General features: G+C 61.4%; 20 protein-coding genes. 8 read left to right on the forward strand and 12 right to left on the reverse strand.

What is annotated here, in order from left to right:
• Positions 1 to 48: 48 nt before the first annotated feature.
• Complete coding sequence (locus ASD02_RS24575) at positions 49 to 981, reverse strand: phospholipase (protein ID WP_051509160.1); 933 nt, start codon at positions 979 to 981, stop codon at positions 49 to 51.
• 210 nt (positions 982 to 1,191) lie between these two features.
• Here ASD02_RS24575 and parE point away from each other — a divergent pair, with 210 nt between their 5' ends.
• On the forward strand, positions 1,192 to 3,255 hold the full coding sequence (gene parE / locus ASD02_RS24580) for a DNA topoisomerase IV subunit B (RefSeq protein WP_025426740.1): 2,064 nt from the start codon (positions 1,192 to 1,194) through the stop codon (positions 3,253 to 3,255).
• Between the two features lie 127 nt (positions 3,256 to 3,382).
• On the opposite strand, the gene ASD02_RS24585 is transcribed toward parE, so the two are convergent.
• Complete coding sequence (locus tag ASD02_RS24585) at positions 3,383 to 3,865, reverse strand: GNAT family N-acetyltransferase (protein ID WP_057220550.1); 483 nt, start codon at positions 3,863 to 3,865, stop codon at positions 3,383 to 3,385.
• A 227-nt stretch (positions 3,866 to 4,092) separates the two neighbouring features.
• Here ASD02_RS24585 and ASD02_RS24590 point away from each other — a divergent pair, with 227 nt between their 5' ends.
• Positions 4,093 to 4,509, forward strand: a complete 417-nt coding sequence (locus ASD02_RS24590; RefSeq protein ID WP_025426738.1) for a hypothetical protein — start codon at positions 4,093 to 4,095, stop codon at positions 4,507 to 4,509.
• An 86-nt stretch (positions 4,510 to 4,595) separates the two neighbouring features.
• Here the strand turns inward: ASD02_RS24590 and ASD02_RS24595 are convergent, their stop codons facing one another.
• Positions 4,596 to 5,735, reverse strand: a complete 1,140-nt coding sequence (locus tag ASD02_RS24595) for a DUF2336 domain-containing protein (protein ID WP_057205100.1) — start codon at positions 5,733 to 5,735, stop codon at positions 4,596 to 4,598.
• A gap of 73 nt (positions 5,736 to 5,808) precedes the next feature.
• Here ASD02_RS24595 and ASD02_RS24600 point away from each other — a divergent pair, with 73 nt between their 5' ends.
• Positions 5,809 to 6,513, forward strand: a complete 705-nt coding sequence (locus ASD02_RS24600) for an aldolase/citrate lyase family protein (protein ID WP_025426736.1) — start codon at positions 5,809 to 5,811, stop codon at positions 6,511 to 6,513.
• Between the two features lie 23 nt (positions 6,514 to 6,536).
• Here the strand turns inward: ASD02_RS24600 and ASD02_RS24605 are convergent, their stop codons facing one another.
• Both ASD02_RS24605 and ASD02_RS24610 read right to left on the reverse strand, forming a co-directional pair.
• Complete coding sequence (locus ASD02_RS24605) at positions 6,537 to 7,139, reverse strand: flavin reductase family protein (protein ID WP_025426735.1); 603 nt, start codon at positions 7,137 to 7,139, stop codon at positions 6,537 to 6,539.
• Complete coding sequence (locus ASD02_RS24610; protein WP_025426734.1) at positions 7,139 to 7,723, reverse strand: nitroreductase; 585 nt, start codon at positions 7,721 to 7,723, stop codon at positions 7,139 to 7,141. The genes ASD02_RS24605 and ASD02_RS24610 overlap by 1 nt, the downstream gene beginning before the upstream one ends.
• A 99-nt stretch (positions 7,724 to 7,822) precedes the next feature.
• Between ASD02_RS24610 and ASD02_RS24615 the strand changes: the two genes are divergently transcribed.
• The gene (locus ASD02_RS24615) at positions 7,823 to 8,827 is read left to right on the forward strand and encodes a hypothetical protein (RefSeq protein ID WP_057205104.1); all 1,005 of its coding nucleotides are present in this window, start codon (positions 7,823 to 7,825) and stop codon (positions 8,825 to 8,827) included.
• A gap of 47 nt (positions 8,828 to 8,874) precedes the next feature.
• Here the strand turns inward: ASD02_RS24615 and ASD02_RS24620 are convergent, their stop codons facing one another.
• The 6 genes from ASD02_RS24620 to ASD02_RS24645 all read right to left on the reverse strand — a co-directional run bounded on the left by ASD02_RS24620 (position 8,875) and on the right by ASD02_RS24645 (position 13,918).
• Positions 8,875 to 9,714, reverse strand: coding sequence for a lysophospholipid acyltransferase family protein (locus ASD02_RS24620; RefSeq protein ID WP_025426732.1), 840 nt, complete (start codon positions 9,712 to 9,714; stop codon positions 8,875 to 8,877).
• Positions 9,715 to 9,897: 183 nt separating this feature from the next.
• The gene (gene thrS, locus ASD02_RS24625) at positions 9,898 to 11,880 is read right to left on the reverse strand and encodes a threonine--tRNA ligase (RefSeq protein WP_025426731.1); all 1,983 of its coding nucleotides are present in this window, start codon (positions 11,878 to 11,880) and stop codon (positions 9,898 to 9,900) included.
• Between the two features lie 216 nt (positions 11,881 to 12,096).
• On the reverse strand, positions 12,097 to 12,651 hold the full coding sequence (locus ASD02_RS24630; RefSeq protein ID WP_057220551.1) for a DUF1697 domain-containing protein: 555 nt from the start codon (positions 12,649 to 12,651) through the stop codon (positions 12,097 to 12,099).
• Between the two features lie 17 nt (positions 12,652 to 12,668).
• The gene (locus tag ASD02_RS24635; RefSeq protein ID WP_025426729.1) at positions 12,669 to 13,097 is read right to left on the reverse strand and encodes a DUF2267 domain-containing protein; all 429 of its coding nucleotides are present in this window, start codon (positions 13,095 to 13,097) and stop codon (positions 12,669 to 12,671) included.
• Positions 13,094 to 13,468, reverse strand: a complete 375-nt coding sequence (gene yidD / locus ASD02_RS24640) for a membrane protein insertion efficiency factor YidD (protein WP_025426728.1) — start codon at positions 13,466 to 13,468, stop codon at positions 13,094 to 13,096. Before yidD ends, ASD02_RS24635 begins: the two co-directional genes overlap by 4 nt.
• Before the next feature lie 3 nt (positions 13,469 to 13,471).
• A complete protein-coding gene (locus ASD02_RS24645) occupies positions 13,472 to 13,918 on the reverse strand; it encodes an iron-sulfur cluster assembly scaffold protein (protein ID WP_025426727.1) in 447 nt (148 codons plus the stop codon).
• A 343-nt stretch (positions 13,919 to 14,261) separates the two neighbouring features.
• Here ASD02_RS24645 and folE point away from each other — a divergent pair, with 343 nt between their 5' ends.
• The 4 genes from folE to ASD02_RS24660 all read left to right on the forward strand — a co-directional run bounded on the left by folE (position 14,262) and on the right by ASD02_RS24660 (position 16,726).
• Positions 14,262 to 14,879: a GTP cyclohydrolase I FolE gene (gene folE, locus ASD02_RS24650; protein ID WP_025426726.1), complete on the forward strand. Its 618-nt coding sequence runs from the start codon at positions 14,262 to 14,264 to the stop codon at positions 14,877 to 14,879.
• Between the two features lie 23 nt (positions 14,880 to 14,902).
• Positions 14,903 to 15,355, forward strand: coding sequence for a phosphoribosyl-AMP cyclohydrolase (gene hisI, locus ASD02_RS24655; RefSeq protein ID WP_025426725.1), 453 nt, complete (start codon positions 14,903 to 14,905; stop codon positions 15,353 to 15,355).
• 134 nt (positions 15,356 to 15,489) lie between these two features.
• On the forward strand, positions 15,490 to 15,714 hold the full coding sequence (locus ASD02_RS38505; protein ID WP_146160899.1) for a hypothetical protein: 225 nt from the start codon (positions 15,490 to 15,492) through the stop codon (positions 15,712 to 15,714).
• 46 nt (positions 15,715 to 15,760) lie between these two features.
• Entirely contained in the window at positions 15,761 to 16,726 is a 966-nt protein-coding gene (locus tag ASD02_RS24660; RefSeq protein WP_025426724.1) for a patatin-like phospholipase family protein, read from the forward strand.
• A gap of 158 nt (positions 16,727 to 16,884) precedes the next feature.
• Here ASD02_RS24660 and ASD02_RS24665 read toward each other — a convergent pair whose 3' ends face one another.
• Positions 16,885 to 17,313, reverse strand: a complete 429-nt coding sequence (locus ASD02_RS24665) for a CBS domain-containing protein (RefSeq protein WP_025426723.1) — start codon at positions 17,311 to 17,313, stop codon at positions 16,885 to 16,887.
• Positions 17,314 to 17,486 lie beyond the last annotated feature (173 nt).

Here is a 17,486-nt window from a genome sequence, read left to right on the forward strand (position 1 = left end):
GGAAATTGCCGTTCTGGTTAACAAATGCCGAGCCGCGAGCGATGTCCGTCAGCGGCTGCCGATCCAGTTCAAGGCGTCGCGCCAATCGGTCATACGGACCGGCGTTCCATGCGATCCGGTCTCAAAGAGCACGAAGCGGGCCGGATAGCCCTGCCCTTTCAACGCGCTGTACAGCGCCTTCTGGCTCGCTGCCGGATAGACACTATCTCGGCTGCCATGGCTGAAGAACATCGGCAATTTCGCCTTGTAGGCGGCGCTCTTGGTAAAATCAGGATCGGCAGCGCCGCCCATGATCATCATGCCGCCAAGCGCTGCCACAGCGCCCGCGTCACGAGACACACCCCAGCAAATGAAACTGCCCATGGAGGCACAGGCCAGCACGACAGGTCTCCCGCCGGAGCGCTCGGCGGCAAGTTTGACCAGGCCTGCAACGTCCGCGGCCCCGGCCGCATCGAAGGACCGCACGCTCGGCGCGTAATAAACGCCCCCATTGGCGACAGCGAGGTTCTTCAGGCGATTGAAGTTGCCGCCGAAGGAGAAATCATTGGCGCCGAGGCGCCGGTCTCCCCCGCGTCCATGGATGAAAATCACGGTGAATGCTGCGCCGCGCTCCCGACCGACGCGCGTCACGTCGAGCGAGCGCCCGCCAACATCGAGCGTCTCGTTGACCTGCTCGCCTTTGACACCCAACGAGACGAAGGCGCGTTTGACGCGCCGCTCCGGAATTTCGTCGCGTTCATTGATATCGCGCAGTTCCTGATAGTCGACGACGCGGTAGTCACCGCCCTCGCTCTCCTCCAGCACCTTGCCGTATGAAAACAGATCGTCCTTGTAGGGCTTAAGCACCTGCGCCTCGGCGCAAACGATCGAGCTTGCAAAAAGGCCGACGGACAGAAAAATGGCGGCAAGCCGGCGAAAGCAAAAATCAGCTGTGGACACGGACAACGAAGGGCTCCCTGGTTCGCGGCAAAGCCTTGCCATCGGCCCGACAGCAAAGCAACAGTTGGTAACAAACGCCGACGCAGAGGCTTTATTTTGCAGGCATCCGGCGCGGCCATTCTCCTTTTGTTCGCACAATCGGCAAGAGTCTGGCAGAATTCGGGTGATTCGAATGACTGGGGATGGCGACAAGACCGAGGTCTTGCTATGGCCTTCAGCACCTCCGCACGACAGGAATGATCTAGACGCCCCATGGACGACAACAGCGACCTCTTCTCCGCAATACCCGAACAACCGAAGCCCGTCGTGGCAGACGCCGCGCCTGTTGCGCGAACGGCGCCGGCTCCGCGTGAAGAACCGCGCCCTGCTCCCAAAGGCAGCGACAGCGGCGACTATGATGCTTCGGCGATCGAGGTGCTGGAGGGGCTGGAGCCTGTCCGTCGGCGTCCGGGCATGTATATCGGCGGCACCGATGAAAAGGCGTTGCACCATCTCTTCGCCGAAGTCATCGACAACTCGATGGACGAAGCGGTGGCGGGGCACGCCAACTTCATCGAAGTCCATCTCGACGCCGACGGCTATCTGTCGGTAACCGACAACGGCCGCGGCATTCCGGTCGAAAACCATCCCAAATTCCCGGGCAAATCGACGCTCGAAGTCGTCATGACGGTTCTGCATGCCGGCGGCAAGTTCGACGGCAAGGCCTATGAAACTTCCGGCGGTCTGCACGGCGTCGGCGTCTCCGTCGTCAACGCGCTGTCGGACGATCTCGAAGTCGAGGTTGCCAGAAATCGCAAGCTCTATCGCCAGCGCTTTTCGCGCGGCGTGCCGCAGGGTGGCCTGGAGGAGCTAGGTGACGTCCACAACCGACGCGGAACGCGGGTTCGGTTTCATCCCGATCCGCAGATTTTCGGACCGCATGCCCGCTTCGAGCCGGCGCGCCTGTTCCGCATGGCACGCTCGAAGGCCTATCTCTTCGGCGGCGTCGAAATCCGCTGGTCGTGTGATCCGTCGCTGCTGCCGGAAGGCTCCGAGATACCGGACCGGGCGGTGTTCCACTTCCCCGGCGGCCTGAAGGACTATCTTGCCGCAACGCTCGGAAAGGAGTTCACGGTTACCCGCGAGATCTTTGCCGGCAAGTCCGAGAAGTCGAACGGCCACGGATCGCTCGAATGGGCCGTCACCTGGTATGGTGGCGACCAGCAAGTCCATTCCTATTGCAACACCATTCCGACGCCTGAAGGCGGGACGCACGAGGCAGGTTTCCGCATCGCGCTCACAAAGGGTCTGAAGAATTACGCCGAGCTGACGCAGAACAAGCGCGCCGCCATTATCACCACCGATGACGTGATGATTTCAGCCGCTGGCATGCTCTCGGTCTTCATTCGCGAGCCGGAATTCGTCGGCCAGACGAAGGACAAGCTGGCAACCGTCGAAGCACAGCGCATCGTCGAAAACGCCCTGCGCGATCCTTTCGATCATTATCTTGCCGACAACCCGGCCGAGGCGGCAAAACTGCTTGAATGGGTGATCGAGCGCGCCGACGAGCGCGTCCGCCGCCGCAAGGAAAAGGAAGTCAACCGCAAGACCGCGGTGCGCAAGCTGCGCCTGCCCGGCAAGCTTGCCGACTGCTCGCAGAACACAGCCGAAGGTGCGGAACTTTTCATCGTCGAAGGGGATTCGGCTGGCGGCTCGGCCAAGCAGGCGCGTAACCGCGCGAACCAGGCCATCCTGCCGCTTCGCGGCAAGATCCTCAACGTCGCCAGCGCCGGTCGGGAAAAGCAGGGCGCCAACCAGCAGATCGGCGACCTGATCCAGGCGCTCGGCTGCGGTACTCGCAGCAAATACCGGGAAGAGGACCTGCGCTACGAACGCATCGTCGTCATGACCGACGCCGACGTCGACGGCGCGCACATCGCCTCGCTGCTGATCACCTTCTTCTACCAGGAGATGCCGGAGCTCATCCGCGGCGGCCACCTCTATCTCGCCGTACCCCCGCTCTACCGCCTGAGCCAGGGCTCGAAGACGCTCTATGCCCGCGACGACGCCCATCGCGAAGAGCTGATGCGCACCGAATTCAACGGCCGCGGCAAGGTCGAAGTCGGCCGGTTCAAAGGTCTCGGCGAGATGCTGCCGGCGCAGCTCAAGGAAACGACAATGGATCCGAAGTTCCGCACGCTGCTCAAGGTCCAAATCGACGACGTCGATTTCGAAGGCACGCGCGAAGCCGTCGACAGCCTGATGGGCACCAAGGCCGACGCACGCTTCCGGTTCATCCAAGAACGCGCCGTGTTCGCGGATAATCTCGATATCTGATCGACCGAGACGTCGCGGTGCCTATGTGTTTACAAGCAGATAGGCACCGTGGGTGAAGCCGATAATGGCACGCCCGAAACGACGGGCGTTGCCCATTTGCGAGGCGCCTTCAAAGACGCCGCTCCGACTATCGATCGAGATCTGCAGGTGTGCGCAGCGCCTTCTCCATGAACAGGCTCAGCGGATCCGGCTGGTAGTTGCCGAAAGGCGGGCGCTCGACATATCCGGCGCTCCTGTAGAGCCCGATTGCTTCCGGCTGGTGAATACCGGTTTCAAGCCGGATGATATCAAGACCGCAGTTCTCGCCGTGCCGCTCGACTGTCTGCAACAAACGCTTTCCGACCTTCAGTCCCCGCGCCAGCGGGTCGACGAACATGCGGTTGATCTCCGCCGAACCATCGCCGGCTTCGACCAGCGCGCAGCAACCGACGACAACTCCATCAAAACGCGCGACGAAGAAGGATACGCTTGGCTTCTCCAGCGTCGGCACATCGACAAGGTGGTTGCTTTCCGCAGGATAGAGCAATGCGGCATAGGCGTCCGACATTTCCAGAAGGCGCAGGATTTCCGGCTGGCGTGGTAACTCTTCGGCGATCGTGACGTCAGGCAATTTTTATCCTCGGCAATGGCTTGGTTCGTTTGCGGTTCTGAAGCGAAACTAACGGCCTTTAGGTCGGCACCCAATACGTCAAATTGCGCAAGGACCAGACCTGCCCATCAATCCGAATGACGCGGCGAAACAAATTGTTTCTGCGCGTTCAGGCCATTGCCCTAATTCCGGAAGAATCACACAGGCAGAAGTCGTGCAACCGGCGCCCAGATGGATACAGCCAGACCATGAAAGCCACCCTGATCGTTATGACCATCCTTGGCTGTGACCACGACGTCAGCCAGTGCCAATATATCTCGACGGTCGACGGGACATGGCCCTCGATCGCCCAATGCGATACGGATTCGCAGAAACAGTTGCCGCGCTTTTCCAATGCCAACTATCCCGTGGTCGTCGCCGTCTGCGAGAGTTCCGGCCCCGGCTTCGCCACCAATGATCCGCAGCCGGAGGTCGTCGCTCCGCTTCCGCAGCCCGAGACGCCGGCGCCGCAGGCAGCAGAGGTGCAACCGACCCTGCCAAAGCGCGCCCTTGCGTTTCTCTCCGGCGCCGTTCCCGACCGTGAGAAGCTGAAGACCCTGGTCAGCAAGCCGGTTCACTACATCGAGGACGGTTATTCCTGGGTGGCGCGGCGGTTCACCGACTGACGCAATCAGGCGGGGTCATTCATCAGGCTTTCGGCGCTCGTGGTTTGGCGGCCAGCACGGCTGGCTGACCTTTCGGCGAATTGACGTCAGGCGGCCTGGCGCGCGGCCAATTGGGCATAGTCGCGGGCAGACTGCCGTTGCTCGGCAAAGGCCAGACGCTCGAGAATTTCCGCCATTGCATTGCAGGCCGGCGAAGGCGCCCTTTGACCGTGCAAGCTTGCGAGCAGCGCGGCACAGACGGAGGCGCGACAATCGTCCGTGCCGGTCGTGCCGTCCTTGCGCCAGAGCAGGACCGCCTCAGCGAACGCTTCGCTGACGTCACGCCCAAGGCCGGCGCTCTCGAACAGGGCGCGAATGGAATGGATGCGGCCGCTCGAGAGGATCGAGCGAACGCGCTTTTCCGTGACGCCAGAGAGATCGACGATGGCTGCCGAGAAAAACTCCGCCCGACCGGTGACAAGTGCATGCAACAGGAACGCCGGCGTCAGGCGACCGGTCCCGCGCAGATGAGCGACGAGGTCAGGCAATTCATCCACAGCCAAAGCGCCGGCCATGCCGACCGCTGCGACGTCGCAGGCCTCGCGCGTGATCCGCTCTACCCGCGTCTTTCCGATCGCCATCTGAACCAGACCGAAGGCGGCGAGAGCTGCCCCCACCTCTTCGACGAGCGCGTGCCGGGCATCGCTTGGCAAGTCGGCGCGGTCCAGCAGCAGATCGCGGATGGCAGCGGAATAGCCGAGACGCTCAGCGATCCGCTTCAACGACCGGCGCGGCAGCTGGGCACCGCCATTTTCAAGCAGGATCAGCATTTCTTCTTCGCCGCCGATTTCAGCGATAGCGGCTGAGACGGAACGTGACACGAATGCGCGGGCCGCAATCAGCGCCCGTGTCTCGACCGAGCCCCGGGCTGCAAGATCGACAAGGTCCTCGTCGGTCAGAACAGGCGAGCGGGAAATGACGATGTAGGCGATTTCCGGCTGGTCTTCGGCAAGCCCGAGAATGATGGCACGAGGAATATCGGAGGATGGCGCGAGCACTTCGGCCAGAGCCGAACGTACCTTCGGAGAGGGATCGTCGAGCAGAAAGGTCATTGCCATTTCGGCAGCCTGACGATCAATACCGTTCATCTGCGCGTCGACATAGGCGCGACCGAGGGCCCGGGCAGCGCGGGCACGATCGCCCGTTCTCGCCGTCTCCACCCAGCGAAGAAATGCTTGTATGATCACCGACGCCCCACTAGACACCCAAAGCCACCTGATGTTGGAAGCCTAGCCGGCAAAGGTTTAAGATTGGTTCACCATGTCCGTTAACCGCTTCAAAACCATGAAACCACTGCTGTTTCAGAGCGCCGGCGCGCCGCTACCGACGTCCGTCGATCTCAACGCTTTCGATGGCATTATTGTCGATCTCGGTTTTGGTGACGATGCACTAGCTCAGCTGGTGGCAGTCGCGCGCGGTGCCTGCCGTGTCTTCGCACGGATCGCTCCAATCAACCGCCTGGCAGCGGAGGACATGGCCTCGCTTCTTCGCAACGACATTAGCGGCGTCCTGCTTTCCGGATGCCGGAGCCGCGCAGATGTGCAGAGGCTCGATGTCATGCTGCGCGTCGCGGAGGCGAACGTAGGCAATCGCCTGCAGCAGGTCGCTATCCTTGCCGAATATGGCTCGGTCCCCGAAAGCGTACTTTCGCCCTACTCCCTTGGCGAAAGCTCGCCGCGTCTCGAAGGAATTATTTTCGATGCCTCTGCGCTGGCGGCGGCTATCGGCTGCAGACCATCGAAGGAGCCGCAGGATGAGGTTCTGGTCGCACCAATCGCCGCCGGGCGCGCCGCTGCTGCTCTTCGCGCCCATGAAGCGGGTCTTGGCTGTTACGAAATGCTGCCGCAAACGGCAGTGACTGAAAAGGCCGTCCGGCGCGCCTTCGCTGCCAGCCGCGCCAATGGCTTTTCTTCCGTGGTCTGCCGCTCGCCGGAGCAAGCGGCATGGCTGGATACAGGCGGCTGACGCTTCCTCCGACTACCCACGCCTCAGCGCGTGGGACGCACCATCTGGAAGACGTCGCCGCCGTCGCAGTAATCCATGTAGCCGAGGCGGGCGAGCGGGCGGACCGTCGCCATGTCGAAACGACCGTCGCGGATCGCCTCGTCGCGAATGTGGATGCCGACCACCTGGCCGATGACGACGTAATTGTCCGAGGGCTCGCCATCGAGCCCCTTTGGCTGGAACATCTCGGTCATCCGGCACTCCAGCGCCGCATAGGCCTCGCCCACGAACGGCGCCTTGACCAACGTCCCGTCAACCGGCGTCAACCCGGCTATCGTAAACTCGCTCTCGCCATGGGGAGCTGCAATCGAGGTCTTGTTGACCGCCTCGCTCAGATTCCGGCTGGCGAAGCTGGCGGTGAATTCGCCGGTGGCCTCGATGTTGCGCACCGAATCCTTGTAGCCGCTCGACGAAAACATCACGAGTTTCGGCCGGTCGCTGATCGCATTGAAAAAGGAATAGGGCGCGATATTCAGCGAGCCGTCCGTGGCGCGCGTGCCGATCCAGCCGATCGGCCGCGGCGAGACGATGGCCTTGAACGGATCATGCGGCAGGCCATGCCTGTTTGCGGCCGTGTCGTAGAACATCAGGCGTCTTCTCCGACCCAGGTGACGATCTCGGCCAGTTCCGGGCGTGGACGCTCCGTTGGCGGGACCGTAGCGGTGCCGATGTGGATAAAGCCGGCGATCTTCTCGCCCGGCTCAACGCCGAGCAACGGATAGGCAGCTTCGTCGAAGGCGTACCATTCGGTCAGCCAATTGGAGGCATAGCCGAGCGCATTGGCCGCCATAAGCAGGTTGAGGCAAACGGCACCGGCCGACATCTGCTGCTCCCATTCCGGGATCTTGAAATGCGGGGCTGCCTTGCTGACGACCGCAACGACGACCGGAGCCCGCGTCATCCGCGTCTCCTCGACCTTGATCATCTCGTCAGACAGATCGGGCTTCTTGGCGAGTGCCATTGTCTTCAGTTCGGCGCTGATGCGCGCCCGCTCTTCGCCGCGGTAAACGATGAACCGCCACGGAGCGAGCTTGCCGTGATCCGGCACACGCGAGGCGAGCTTCAGCATTTCCTCGACTTCAGCTCTACCGGGTCCTGGTTCACCCATCTGAAAAGCGGGAATGGACCGGCGGGACGCGAGATAGTCAACGAGCTTTATTTCGGTTTTCATATTGGGTGAATTCCACTATTTTGCCGCCGACCGGCAGCCACGAAAATGCCATACCGGCGTCTCAAGTGGAGTCACCCAGTCAGGAAGTCAACTGCTCTCATGCGCACCTGCCCTCGTATTTTCATCAGAACCGGTTTGGCGGTCGCACTCGCAAGCATCACCGCCGGCAGCGTCCTGGCGCAGGACGCCACGGAGGCCTTCGAGAGCTTTCCCTCCATTTCCACCACCGGCAAGACGCAGAAGCTGACCGGCTTCAGTCCGCTGACCAGCGACCCGACACAGGGCGGCACACTGAAGGACGTGAAACTCGAGGCGCTTCTGACCGGCAAGGGTCAGCCCGTCGAGGCCGGCCTGACCTGGCGCGTGTTCAGCCCGATCCCCGGAAGCGACGGCAAGCTGCCGCTGCTGGCGACGTCCGAAGGCGGATCGACGGCCTTCAGCCTGGTGCCGGGCGAGTATTTCGTCAACGTCGCATTTGGCCGTGCGGCCGCGACGCGCAAGATCCGCATCCCGGAAGACGGCGTGCTCGACAAGCAGGTACTGGTCCTTGATGCTGGCGGCATGACGTTGAATGCGGTCTCAGGCAGCGATGTGCGCATCCCGCCGGGCGAACTCAGCTTCTCCATCTATTCGTCCGAAACGCAGAGCGATGGCGAACGGGCCTTGATTGCCGCCGACGTGAAGCCCAGCACCGTCCTTCGCCTCGGCGCCGGCACCTATCATGTCAGCTCCAACTACGGCACGACAAATGCGGTGATCACGGCCGACATCCAGGTGGAAGCCGGCAAGCTGACCGAAGCGACGATCCAGCACAAGGCTGCGAAGCTGACGCTGAAGCTGGTCTCCGAGCCGGGCGGCGAAGCCATCGCCGACACCGGCTGGTCGATCCTGACTTCGGCCGGCGACATCGTCGACCAGGAGGAAGGGGCGTTCCCGACGCTGGTTCTTCTCGAGGGCAACTATACGGCTGTCGCAAGAAACAAGAACAAGATCTACCAGCGCGATTTCACGGTGAAGGCCGGCGTCAACACCGATATCGAAGTGCTGCTGACCAATGGCGGCGCGGCCGCAAGCCCGGAAGCAGCCGCGGAAGCACAGGATTGATCTGACGCCGCCAGGCTGACCGTGCGGCAGGCACGCCTGACGCTACGTCAGCCGGCACGCTTGAGGAAACGGCGACGCGGCGGTGCCATCGAAAAGACCGCCTCGTAGATGCGACCGAGCAGATCCTTGCGGTCAGCATGCAAGCAAAGCTCTTCCCAGGTGAGGATATGCCCGATGCGGGCCGCGATCGTCGTGCCCGACAGCCTTCGGAATTCGCGGATCAGGAGAGAGATCCTGAGCGTCAGCGAGACCTTGCTGGCGAGATGGAAGATGCGGCCGTTCTGCCCCTCGAAATAGATCGGTATGACGTTCGCGCGCGCGGCCTGTATCAACTTGGCCGGAAAGATCTTCCACGGCAGATCCTCGGCCCTGCCCCAGCCCGAGCGCGCCGTTGCTACGCCGCCGGCCGGGAAGATCACGATCGTCACGCCGTCCTTCAGCAATCGCACCGCTTCGTGGCGCGTCGCCATGTTCAGCGCCAAGGCCTCCTTCGTCTCCTCGAAGGACACCGGCAGCGAATAGGGCGCCATCTCCGGCACCTTCAACAGCTCGTTGTTGATCAGCACCCGAAACGGCCTGCCGAGTTGCTCGGCAAGCGCCAGAACGGCAATGCCATCGCCGATGCCGAAGGGATGATTGGCAACGATAACCAGGGGGGTGTCCGGCAGGTGCCGAGGCGGCCATTCGCCCTGAAGCCGCAGGCGGACATCGATCAGCTTCAGCATCTCGCCGAAGATCCGGTCGCTCTTGCCGACGACGTCGGATTGCCAACGCGCGTAAAGCTTGACGTATCGGTTGCGACCCGCCAGGCCCTCCATGGAGCGGATGAACCAGCGCTTCAGGCGCCGGTCATTTTCATTTGCGTAAGACAGCTCTTTGAACTGCACGGAAGTCTCCGATGGATGGCCTCCTGCATGCTTCCTTAAATCGTACCCGGTTTAAGGATAGGAACATGCAGCAACTCGAAGTACGACGGCGACCTTTGCGCGTCTGATAAGACGCGCGGCGCTGTAGCATCCGGATATTCCGCTAATATGACAGTTTGCTGACAGAGCGAAGGTCCCGGGGTGTTAACCCCGGGCTTTCTTTTCAGCCTTGCGCTTGAGATCAGGCGCCGTGGCCTCAGCCGAGAGCGAAGCGATCGCCTCGTCGAGCGACATCGCCGTCTGGGCCTGCGAGCCGAGACGCCGGATGTTGACCGAACGCTCTTCCGCCTCGCGCTTGCCGCAAACGACGATGACCGGAACCTTGGTCACCGAATGCTCACGGACCTTGTAGTTGATCTTCTCGTTGCGGAAGTCGGTCTCGACCGTAAGTCCGGCATCACGCAGAAGCTCCGCGACCTCGCGACCATAGTCGTCTGCCTCGGAAGTAATTGTCGCGACGACGACCTGCAGCGGCGAGATCCACAGCGGCATGTGGCCGGCGAAGTTTTCGATCAGAATACCGAGGAAGCGTTCCATCGAACCGCAGATCGCCCGGTGGATCATCACCGGCTGACGCTTCTCGGAATCCTTGTCGATATAGAAGGCGCCAAAGCGCTCCGGCAGGTTGAAGTCGACCTGTGTCGTGCCGCACTGCCATTCGCGGCCGATCGCGTCCTTCAGTGTATATTCGAACTTCGGACCGTAGAAGGCGCCCTCGCCCGGCAGGATGCCGGTCCTGATGCGGCCTTCGGACTGCGCCTCGATCGTCTTCAGCACGTCGGTCATGACGCTTTCGGCGCGATCCCAGAGCTCGTCGGAACCGACGCGCTTATCCGGACGGGTCGACAGCTTGACGACGACTTCCTTGAAGCCGAAGTCCTCGTAGACCGAAAGGATCAGATCGTTGATGCGCAGGCACTCGGCCGCCATCTGCTCGTCGGTGCAGAAGACGTGGGCATCATCCTGGGTGAACCCGCGCACGCGCATCAGCCCGTGCAGCGCACCGGATGGCTCGTAACGATGGACGTTGCCGAATTCGGCCAACCGCACCGGCAGTTCGCGGTATGACTTCAGGCCATGCTTGAAGATCTGGATATGACCCGGGCAGTTCATCGGCTTCAGCGCGAAGACCCGCTCGTCATCGGTGTCGTCGCCGGCGACCGTCACCTTGAACATGTTGTCGCGGTACCAACCCCAGTGACCGGACGTTTCCCACAGCGACTTGTCGAGCACCTGCGGCGCGTTGACTTCCTGATAGGTGTTGGCGAGCCGGCGGCGCATATAGGCCGTCAGCGTCTGGAACAGACGCCAACCCTTGCCGTGCCAGAAGACGACGCCCGGACCCTCTTCCTGGAAATGGAAGAGATCCATCTCGCGTCCGAGGCGGCGATGGTCGCGCTTTTCCGCTTCGGCCAGGATATGCAGGTACTGGTCAAGCTCTTCCTGGGTATGCCAGGCCGTGCCGTAGATGCGGGTCAGCATCGGGTTGTTGCTGTCGCCGCGCCAATAGGCTCCGGCAACCTTCATCAGCTTGAATGCCGTACCGATCTGGCCGGTCGAGGCCATGTGCGGGCCGCGGCAAAGGTCGAACCAGTCGCCCTGATAGTAGATCTTGAGATCCTGGCCCTCCGGGATCGCATCGACCAGCTCTACCTTGTAGGCCTCGCCCTTGTCGGCGAAGACCTGGCGTGCCTTTTCGCGCGGCCAGACTTCCCTGGTGAACGGCTTGTTGCGAGCGATGATCTCCTTCATGCGCTTCTCGATGACCGGCAGGTCGTCGGGCGTGAAGGGCTCGTTCTTGGCAAAGTCGTAGTAGAAGCCGTTGTCGATCACCGGTCCGATGGTCACCTGCGTGCCCGGCCACAGCTCCTGCACGGCTTCCGCCATCACGTGCGCCGCATCGTGGCGGATCAGCTCAAGCGAACGCTTGTCGTCGCGGGTGACGATTTCGATGCGGCCATCGGCGATGGTATCGGACAAGTCGCGCAGCTCGCCATCGAGCGCGATGGCGACGGCCTTCTTGGCCAGCGACTTCGAAATCGACTCGGCGACATCGCGCCCGGTCGTGCCCGGGGCGTATTCGCGGACGGAGCCATCAGGAAATGTAAGGGAAACGGGATTCGACATCATGATCTCCTATCCAGTCCCGCCAACGAATGCGGGTGGTATGGTGTGGTATGACTGACCGGCTTCCGCCGGCTATTTGACGCAGGCCTGATAGAGGTTTTTCGAAACGGAGTAAAGGCAAGGACAGCCTACAGCGCCGCGCGTCTTATCAGACGCGCAAAGGTCGCTGTAGCACTTTGAATGGCTGCATGTTTTTATCCTTAAATCGAATAGGATTTAAGGAAACATGCAGGATGCACGAAGCATCGCGGCGAGGCCCTTAACCGTGTTCCAGTTGCGGAACGTGCCGATGCGGAGACGTTTTTTGGTCAAGGCGCCGAGCAGTTTCGATTCGCTTGCCTGGCCGGTGAAATGAACCCAAAGGTCGCCATCGACGACCGCCAGACGCTCGCCGGCAGTGCAATAGCGTTCGAAATCCGAAGGCACGGCGCCGGAAAGCGGCTCGCGCATCACGCGAACATGGACGCGGGTGCCGTCCTCCTCGCCTTCAACGCGAAACGGATTGGCTGCGGCAAGCCTCAGCCAATCGGAACCAGGACGAACGATGATGTCGACCTGCCGGCCGAACGTCTCGGCGAATGCCGTCTCGAGCGCCGCCTCCAGCTCTCCGACGGCAACCCTGTCCGTTTCGAACAACAGGTTGCCCGTGGCGGCGAGTGTGCGCGGTGACCGGTGACCGAGCCGCTCGGCCATGGCTTTCAGATCACCCATCACAACGCGCCGCCCTTCGCTGAGCACGATACTATAGAGCAGCGCGACGTAGCTGTTCACGCAGGGAACTCCTTGGCTCATGCACGCCAGTAGTCGGCGGCACCGGCCGGCAAATGGGCCAATACGCGATCGAGCTTCGCTTCGTCGACGTTCTTCCGCAAGGCTGCCGCCACATCGGCAATTGCCGTATCCGGCGAAATATTGTGGTCTCCACGCAGCGCTTGCACTTCGAGCGTCATAGCCGTCCTTCCCGAAAACGGGCTCGTGGGTTCTTCGAGATCCCACTCGGCGATAAAGATCGCTCTTAGAACCGGCGGCAGCACGTCGGCAAACAGGATCGCATCCTCGACATCCAGGCGACGACGAAAGGTCTGCAGCACGGCCTGAACCATCGTATAGGCCTGGTTCGTCGTCTGGAGCCCTGAGATATCGCGGGCATCGGTGATGAAGCGGTCGAAATCGACCGAAGCCTGCCGATATTCCATCGGGATCGTCATCGCGTTCATCCGCCCTTTGGCCGCGGCTGCCAGTAGCGCCACGGCGCATACCAATGATGCCTGCCCTTCAGGCGCTCCGGCACCGGGTCGAACCCATGGGTTCCGCCCGGGCCACAACGCGCGACGCGAAAAAGCGTCATCCAACCACCGGCCCACAGGCCGTGGCGTGCGACTGCCTCATAGCCATATTCCGAACAGGTCGGCAGATGCCGGCAGGCATTGCCGATGAAACTGGAAAGGGTCAACTGATAGGCACGGATGAAGGCCATGCCAAGCAGGCGCCCCGGCGTCCTGCGGAAAGGACCGGACCAGTTGCGCCCGCCGCCCGCAGACTCAGAGCCAGCCATGGGCGGATGTTCGCAATGCGGATCCCGGCACATGGCTCAGACGGCCGTCGCCAGACGCCTGGCCTCGATCTGGCCGATCGCATCGACGACAGCATCGAAAGTGAGCATGGTCGAGGCGTGCCGGGCCTTGTAGTCCTTCACCGGCTTCAGGAACCGCATGTCCTCGAAACGGCCAGAGGGACCTTCCCCGTCGGCCTTCAGCATCGCCAGCATCTCGTCGCGGGCCTTTCGGATTTCGCTCGCCTGCGCGCCGACGACATGACGAGCCATGATCGACGACGATGCCTGCCCGAGCGCGCAAGCCTTGACGTCATGGGCAAAATCCGTGACCACGTCGCCGTCCATCTTCAGCCAGATCCGGACCTTCGAGCCGCAAAGCTTCGAATGCGCAACCGCTTCGGCATCGGCATTTTCCAGAACCCCGATACGCGGGATATTGCCGGCGAAGTCGAGAATACGATTGTTGTAAATGTCATCCATCATTTGACGCGATCCGGCTGATTTTTCGCGGTTTTGGGTGATCGGCGCATGATTTTCTCCTATAGGCAGGAAAAAAGCACGACGCAGTCCCCTCGGCCTCTTTCATCTCTGTGGCACCATACTATATGCTATGTCGTGTTGGGGCGACAGTTCCGCAAGAGGATCAAAATGTCGCCTGTTGTTTGGGAAACCGTGCCGGACGGTCCATTGCACTGCTAAGCAAGGACCAGAAAGCCCCGGAGCCCGCCGACGGAACCCAAGCCTGCAGGGTTAGGCGAATGGCCAGTGGCGAGTTGTCCGAAAGATAAAACGTCAAGCAATCCCCGTATTGCGCAAAGAGGCCATTATGGATGCCATAGTGAAGAATTTCCCCGTGCTCGACAATGCGAGCGACCGGCCGACGCAAAAAGAGGCCGAGGACGCCGTGCGCGTTCTGCTGCGCTGGGCAGGTGATGATCCGAGTCGCGAGGGCCTGTTGGATACGCCGGCACGCGTAGCCAAGTCCTACCGCGAGCTTTTCAGTGGTTACGATCTCGCAGCCGAAGACGTGCTCGGCCGGACCTTCGAAGAGGTTGCCGGCTACGACGACATGGTGCTGGTCAAGGACATTCCGTTCTATTCCCATTGCGAACACCACATGGTGCCAATCATCGGAAGGGCGCACGTCGCCTATCTGCCGAATGGAAGGGTTCTTGGGCTTTCGAAGATCGCCCGCGTGGTCGATATCTATGGTCGCCGGCTGCAGACGCAGGAATCGATGACGGCCCAGATCGCCAAGGCGATCGACGAGTCGCTGGCGCCCCGCGGGGTCGCGGTGATGATCGAGGCTGAACATATGTGCATGGCGATGCGCGGCGTTCAGAAGCAAGGCTCGACAACGCTGACCACCACATTTACGGGTACTTTCCAGACCGAACCGGCCGAACAGGCCCGTTTCATGACGATGCTGCGGGGCTTCAAGTAAGGCTCCTACCAACGGAGCCTTTCATGACGCTCACATTCGAGACCCCCTCCTCCAACAATGCCGAACTGGAAAACGGTCCGGCCTTCACGCCCCGCTTCGATGAAAAGGGGCTGATCACCGCCGTCGTCACCGACGCACGCGACGGCGAGTTGCTGATGGTCGCGCACATGAACGCCGAAGCGCTGGCGCTGACGATCGAGACCGGCGTCGCCCACTATTACAGCCGCTCCCGAAAGAGCCTCTGGAAGAAGGGCGAGAGCTCCGGCAATCTTCAGACGGTGAAAGAGATTCGCACCGATTGCGACCAGGACGCCATCTGGCTCAAGGTGTCGGTCGCCGGACACGACGCAACCTGCCACACCGGCCGCCGCTCCTGCTTCTATCGAACGGTCGGCACCGATGGCGGCCGTGCTACCGTTACGATCACCGACGACATCAGGCATTTCGACCCGACCGAGGTTTATGACAAAAATTAAGCATTGCGCATCTTTTTGGGGCGGGTGCATACTGCGTTGATATTTTGGTAACCCAGCGGGCGCCTAATCCTTCGGCAAGGATGCAGTTTCCCTGGGAACGGCCGCAAGCCGGGTAACATTGCAAACTGTAGTGAATGTTTATCGGCCCCGCCGCACGCGGCGACAGGATCGATGGTAATCTGAATAACGGTGCCAGTCTTTCAGCGATGAATAAGGACAAGGCCGGCACCAGCGCCGGCTTGGCAGGTTTTCCTCCAGACAAGTGCGCTCAAAATTATTGCGTCGTTCCAGGATCGAATCTGGTCTTCGGAAGTTTGAGTCAATGCATGGAGCGCCACGACGCCCTTCGCGCATTCTGAAGGACGTGTTGCGCTGCCACGTGTTCGGCGGTGTTGGAGGTGCCGGATGTTGAACTGGACTTTTACGCGTAGCAGCCAGATTGCCGACCTGACCGACCCGGACGGGTCATCACTCTCGACAACACCATCTGAACCCGCCGTGCCGCCCAGACCGCCCAAGATCGCAATCGCGCTCGGCGGCGGCGCCGCTCGCGGCTGGGCCCATATCGGCGTGCTCAGAGCGCTCGACGAAGAAGGCATCGAGGTCGGCATGATCGCCGGTACCTCCATCGGCGCTCTTGTCGGTGGCTGTTATCTCGCCGGCAAGCTCGATGAACTGGAAGCATTTGCCCGGTCACTGACTGTACGACGCATTGCCGGCCTGCTCGATTTCGCCATCGGCGGCGGCGGCCTCTTCGGTGGGCTGCGCTTGACCAAGCGCATGCAGGAGCATCTCAAGGGCCTAAGCATCGAGAGCCTCGACCGACCGTTCATTGCGGTTGCAACCGAGGTGCATAGCGGCCACGAAGTCTGGCTGGAAAAGGGCTCTCTGATCACCGCCATCCGCGCGTCCTATGCCCTTCCCGGCATCTTCGAGCCGATCAATGCCAACGGCCGGACATTAATGGACGGCGCACTGGTCAACCCCGTACCGGTTTCGGTATGCCGTGCGCATGAACAGCAGCTCGTCGTTGCCGTGAACCTTAACTACGATCTCTATGGCCGCTCTGCCGTGGTCAAACACAGCGCCGGCACAGAGACCCTGGATATGCCGGCCATCAACGAGCCGACGCACCACTCGGCGCGCATGGGCATGACCAGCGTCATGGTTCAGGCCTTCAACATCATTCAGGATCGCATCTCGCGTGCGCGCCTTGCCGGCGATCCTCCGGATCTGGCCCTCCATCCGAAGCTCAACGACATCGGGCTCTCGGAATTCCACCGCGCCGGAGAGGCGATTGATCGCGGCTATCAGGAAGCGAAAGCCAAGCTCGCCGAAATCCGCCGGATGCAGGAAGTCCTGGTTCGCTGACAACGGGCGCAATGCCAGGTTTCCGCGTTGCTCCAAGGGATTGCTGTACCGGTCGCACATTTAGCGATGGCGGAAAGTGCCAGCGCGCGTTCAGCACGACTGTTCGAGATTGCGCCGCAGACGGACAACAAAAGGGCGGCGGAAACCGCCCCTTTCAATTATCCAGCTATATAGGCCTTGATGTGCTCGGCCTCTTGCTCCATCGCGCGAATGTGATGCTTGATCACGTCACCGATCGAAATAATGCCGGCCAGGTGCCCATTCGTTTCAACTGGCAGATGACGGGCTCGCAGCTTGCTCATCATTTCCATCAGCGTATCGACGGACATTTCCTCGGTGCAGCAATAGACGTTCTGCCACATCACGGCCGAGACCGGCTTCTCCAGACAGGCAGCGCCATGTTTGGCAATGGCGGCGACGATATCGCGCTCGGTCAGGATGCCGGTGATCTGATCATCCGCATCGATGATGATCACTGCGCCGATATGATTGTCACGCAGAAGGACTGCGGCCTGTTGAACCGTCATGCGAGGACCGACGGTCACGACGTTCCGGCCCTTTTCATTGAGTATCGCTTTTACTGACATGCACACTTCTCCCCGTTGCGACGACGCCGGGTCGGCGGGGAAGGTTCCAGCCTGTCGTGTGCGGCACAGTCGGGCAACGGAACCTATACCCACTCCGGTACCTGCAAGGCTGACGCGTCGCTCCTCAGAAACGCGCTATACCTTTGAGCACCCGGCCTTCACGGGCCGCACCG

The organism is Ensifer sp. Root1252, from assembly GCF_001425885.1.
Classification (GTDB): domain Bacteria; phylum Pseudomonadota; class Alphaproteobacteria; order Rhizobiales; family Rhizobiaceae; genus Ensifer; species Ensifer canadensis.

Excerpts from the sequence above, each read along its gene's own strand:
- ASD02_RS24615 (WP_057205104.1), top strand. The coding sequence starts at position 7,823 with ATGCGCACCTGCCCTCGTATTTTCATCAGAACCGGTTTGGCGGTCGCA.
- hisI (WP_025426725.1), top strand. The coding sequence starts at position 14,903 with ATGACGCTCACATTCGAGACCCCCTCCTCCAACAATGCCGAACTGGAA.
- ASD02_RS38505 (WP_146160899.1), top strand. The coding sequence starts at position 15,490 with ATGTTTATCGGCCCCGCCGCACGCGGCGACAGGATCGATGGTAATCTG.
- ASD02_RS24575 (WP_051509160.1), bottom strand. The coding sequence starts at position 981 with ATGGCAAGGCTTTGCCGCGAACCAGGGAGCCCTTCGTTGTCCGTGTCC.
- ASD02_RS24610 (WP_025426734.1), bottom strand. The coding sequence starts at position 7,723 with ATGAAAACCGAAATAAAGCTCGTTGACTATCTCGCGTCCCGCCGGTCC.
- ASD02_RS24660 (WP_025426724.1), top strand. The coding sequence starts at position 15,761 with ATGTTGAACTGGACTTTTACGCGTAGCAGCCAGATTGCCGACCTGACC.
- ASD02_RS24645 (WP_025426727.1), bottom strand. The coding sequence starts at position 13,918 with ATGATGGATGACATTTACAACAATCGTATTCTCGACTTCGCCGGCAAT.
- ASD02_RS24605 (WP_025426735.1), bottom strand. The coding sequence starts at position 7,139 with ATGTTCTACGACACGGCCGCAAACAGGCATGGCCTGCCGCATGATCCG.
- folE (WP_025426726.1), top strand. The coding sequence starts at position 14,262 with ATGGATGCCATAGTGAAGAATTTCCCCGTGCTCGACAATGCGAGCGAC.
- thrS (WP_025426731.1), bottom strand. The coding sequence starts at position 11,880 with ATGTCGAATCCCGTTTCCCTTACATTTCCTGATGGCTCCGTCCGCGAA.
- ASD02_RS24635 (WP_025426729.1), bottom strand. The coding sequence starts at position 13,097 with ATGAACGCGATGACGATCCCGATGGAATATCGGCAGGCTTCGGTCGAT.
- yidD (WP_025426728.1), bottom strand. The coding sequence starts at position 13,468 with ATGTGCCGGGATCCGCATTGCGAACATCCGCCCATGGCTGGCTCTGAG.
- parE (WP_025426740.1), top strand. The coding sequence starts at position 1,192 with ATGGACGACAACAGCGACCTCTTCTCCGCAATACCCGAACAACCGAAG.
- ASD02_RS24665 (WP_025426723.1), bottom strand. The coding sequence starts at position 17,313 with ATGTCAGTAAAAGCGATACTCAATGAAAAGGGCCGGAACGTCGTGACC.
- ASD02_RS24600 (WP_025426736.1), top strand. The coding sequence starts at position 5,809 with ATGTCCGTTAACCGCTTCAAAACCATGAAACCACTGCTGTTTCAGAGC.
- ASD02_RS24590 (WP_025426738.1), top strand. The coding sequence starts at position 4,093 with ATGAAAGCCACCCTGATCGTTATGACCATCCTTGGCTGTGACCACGAC.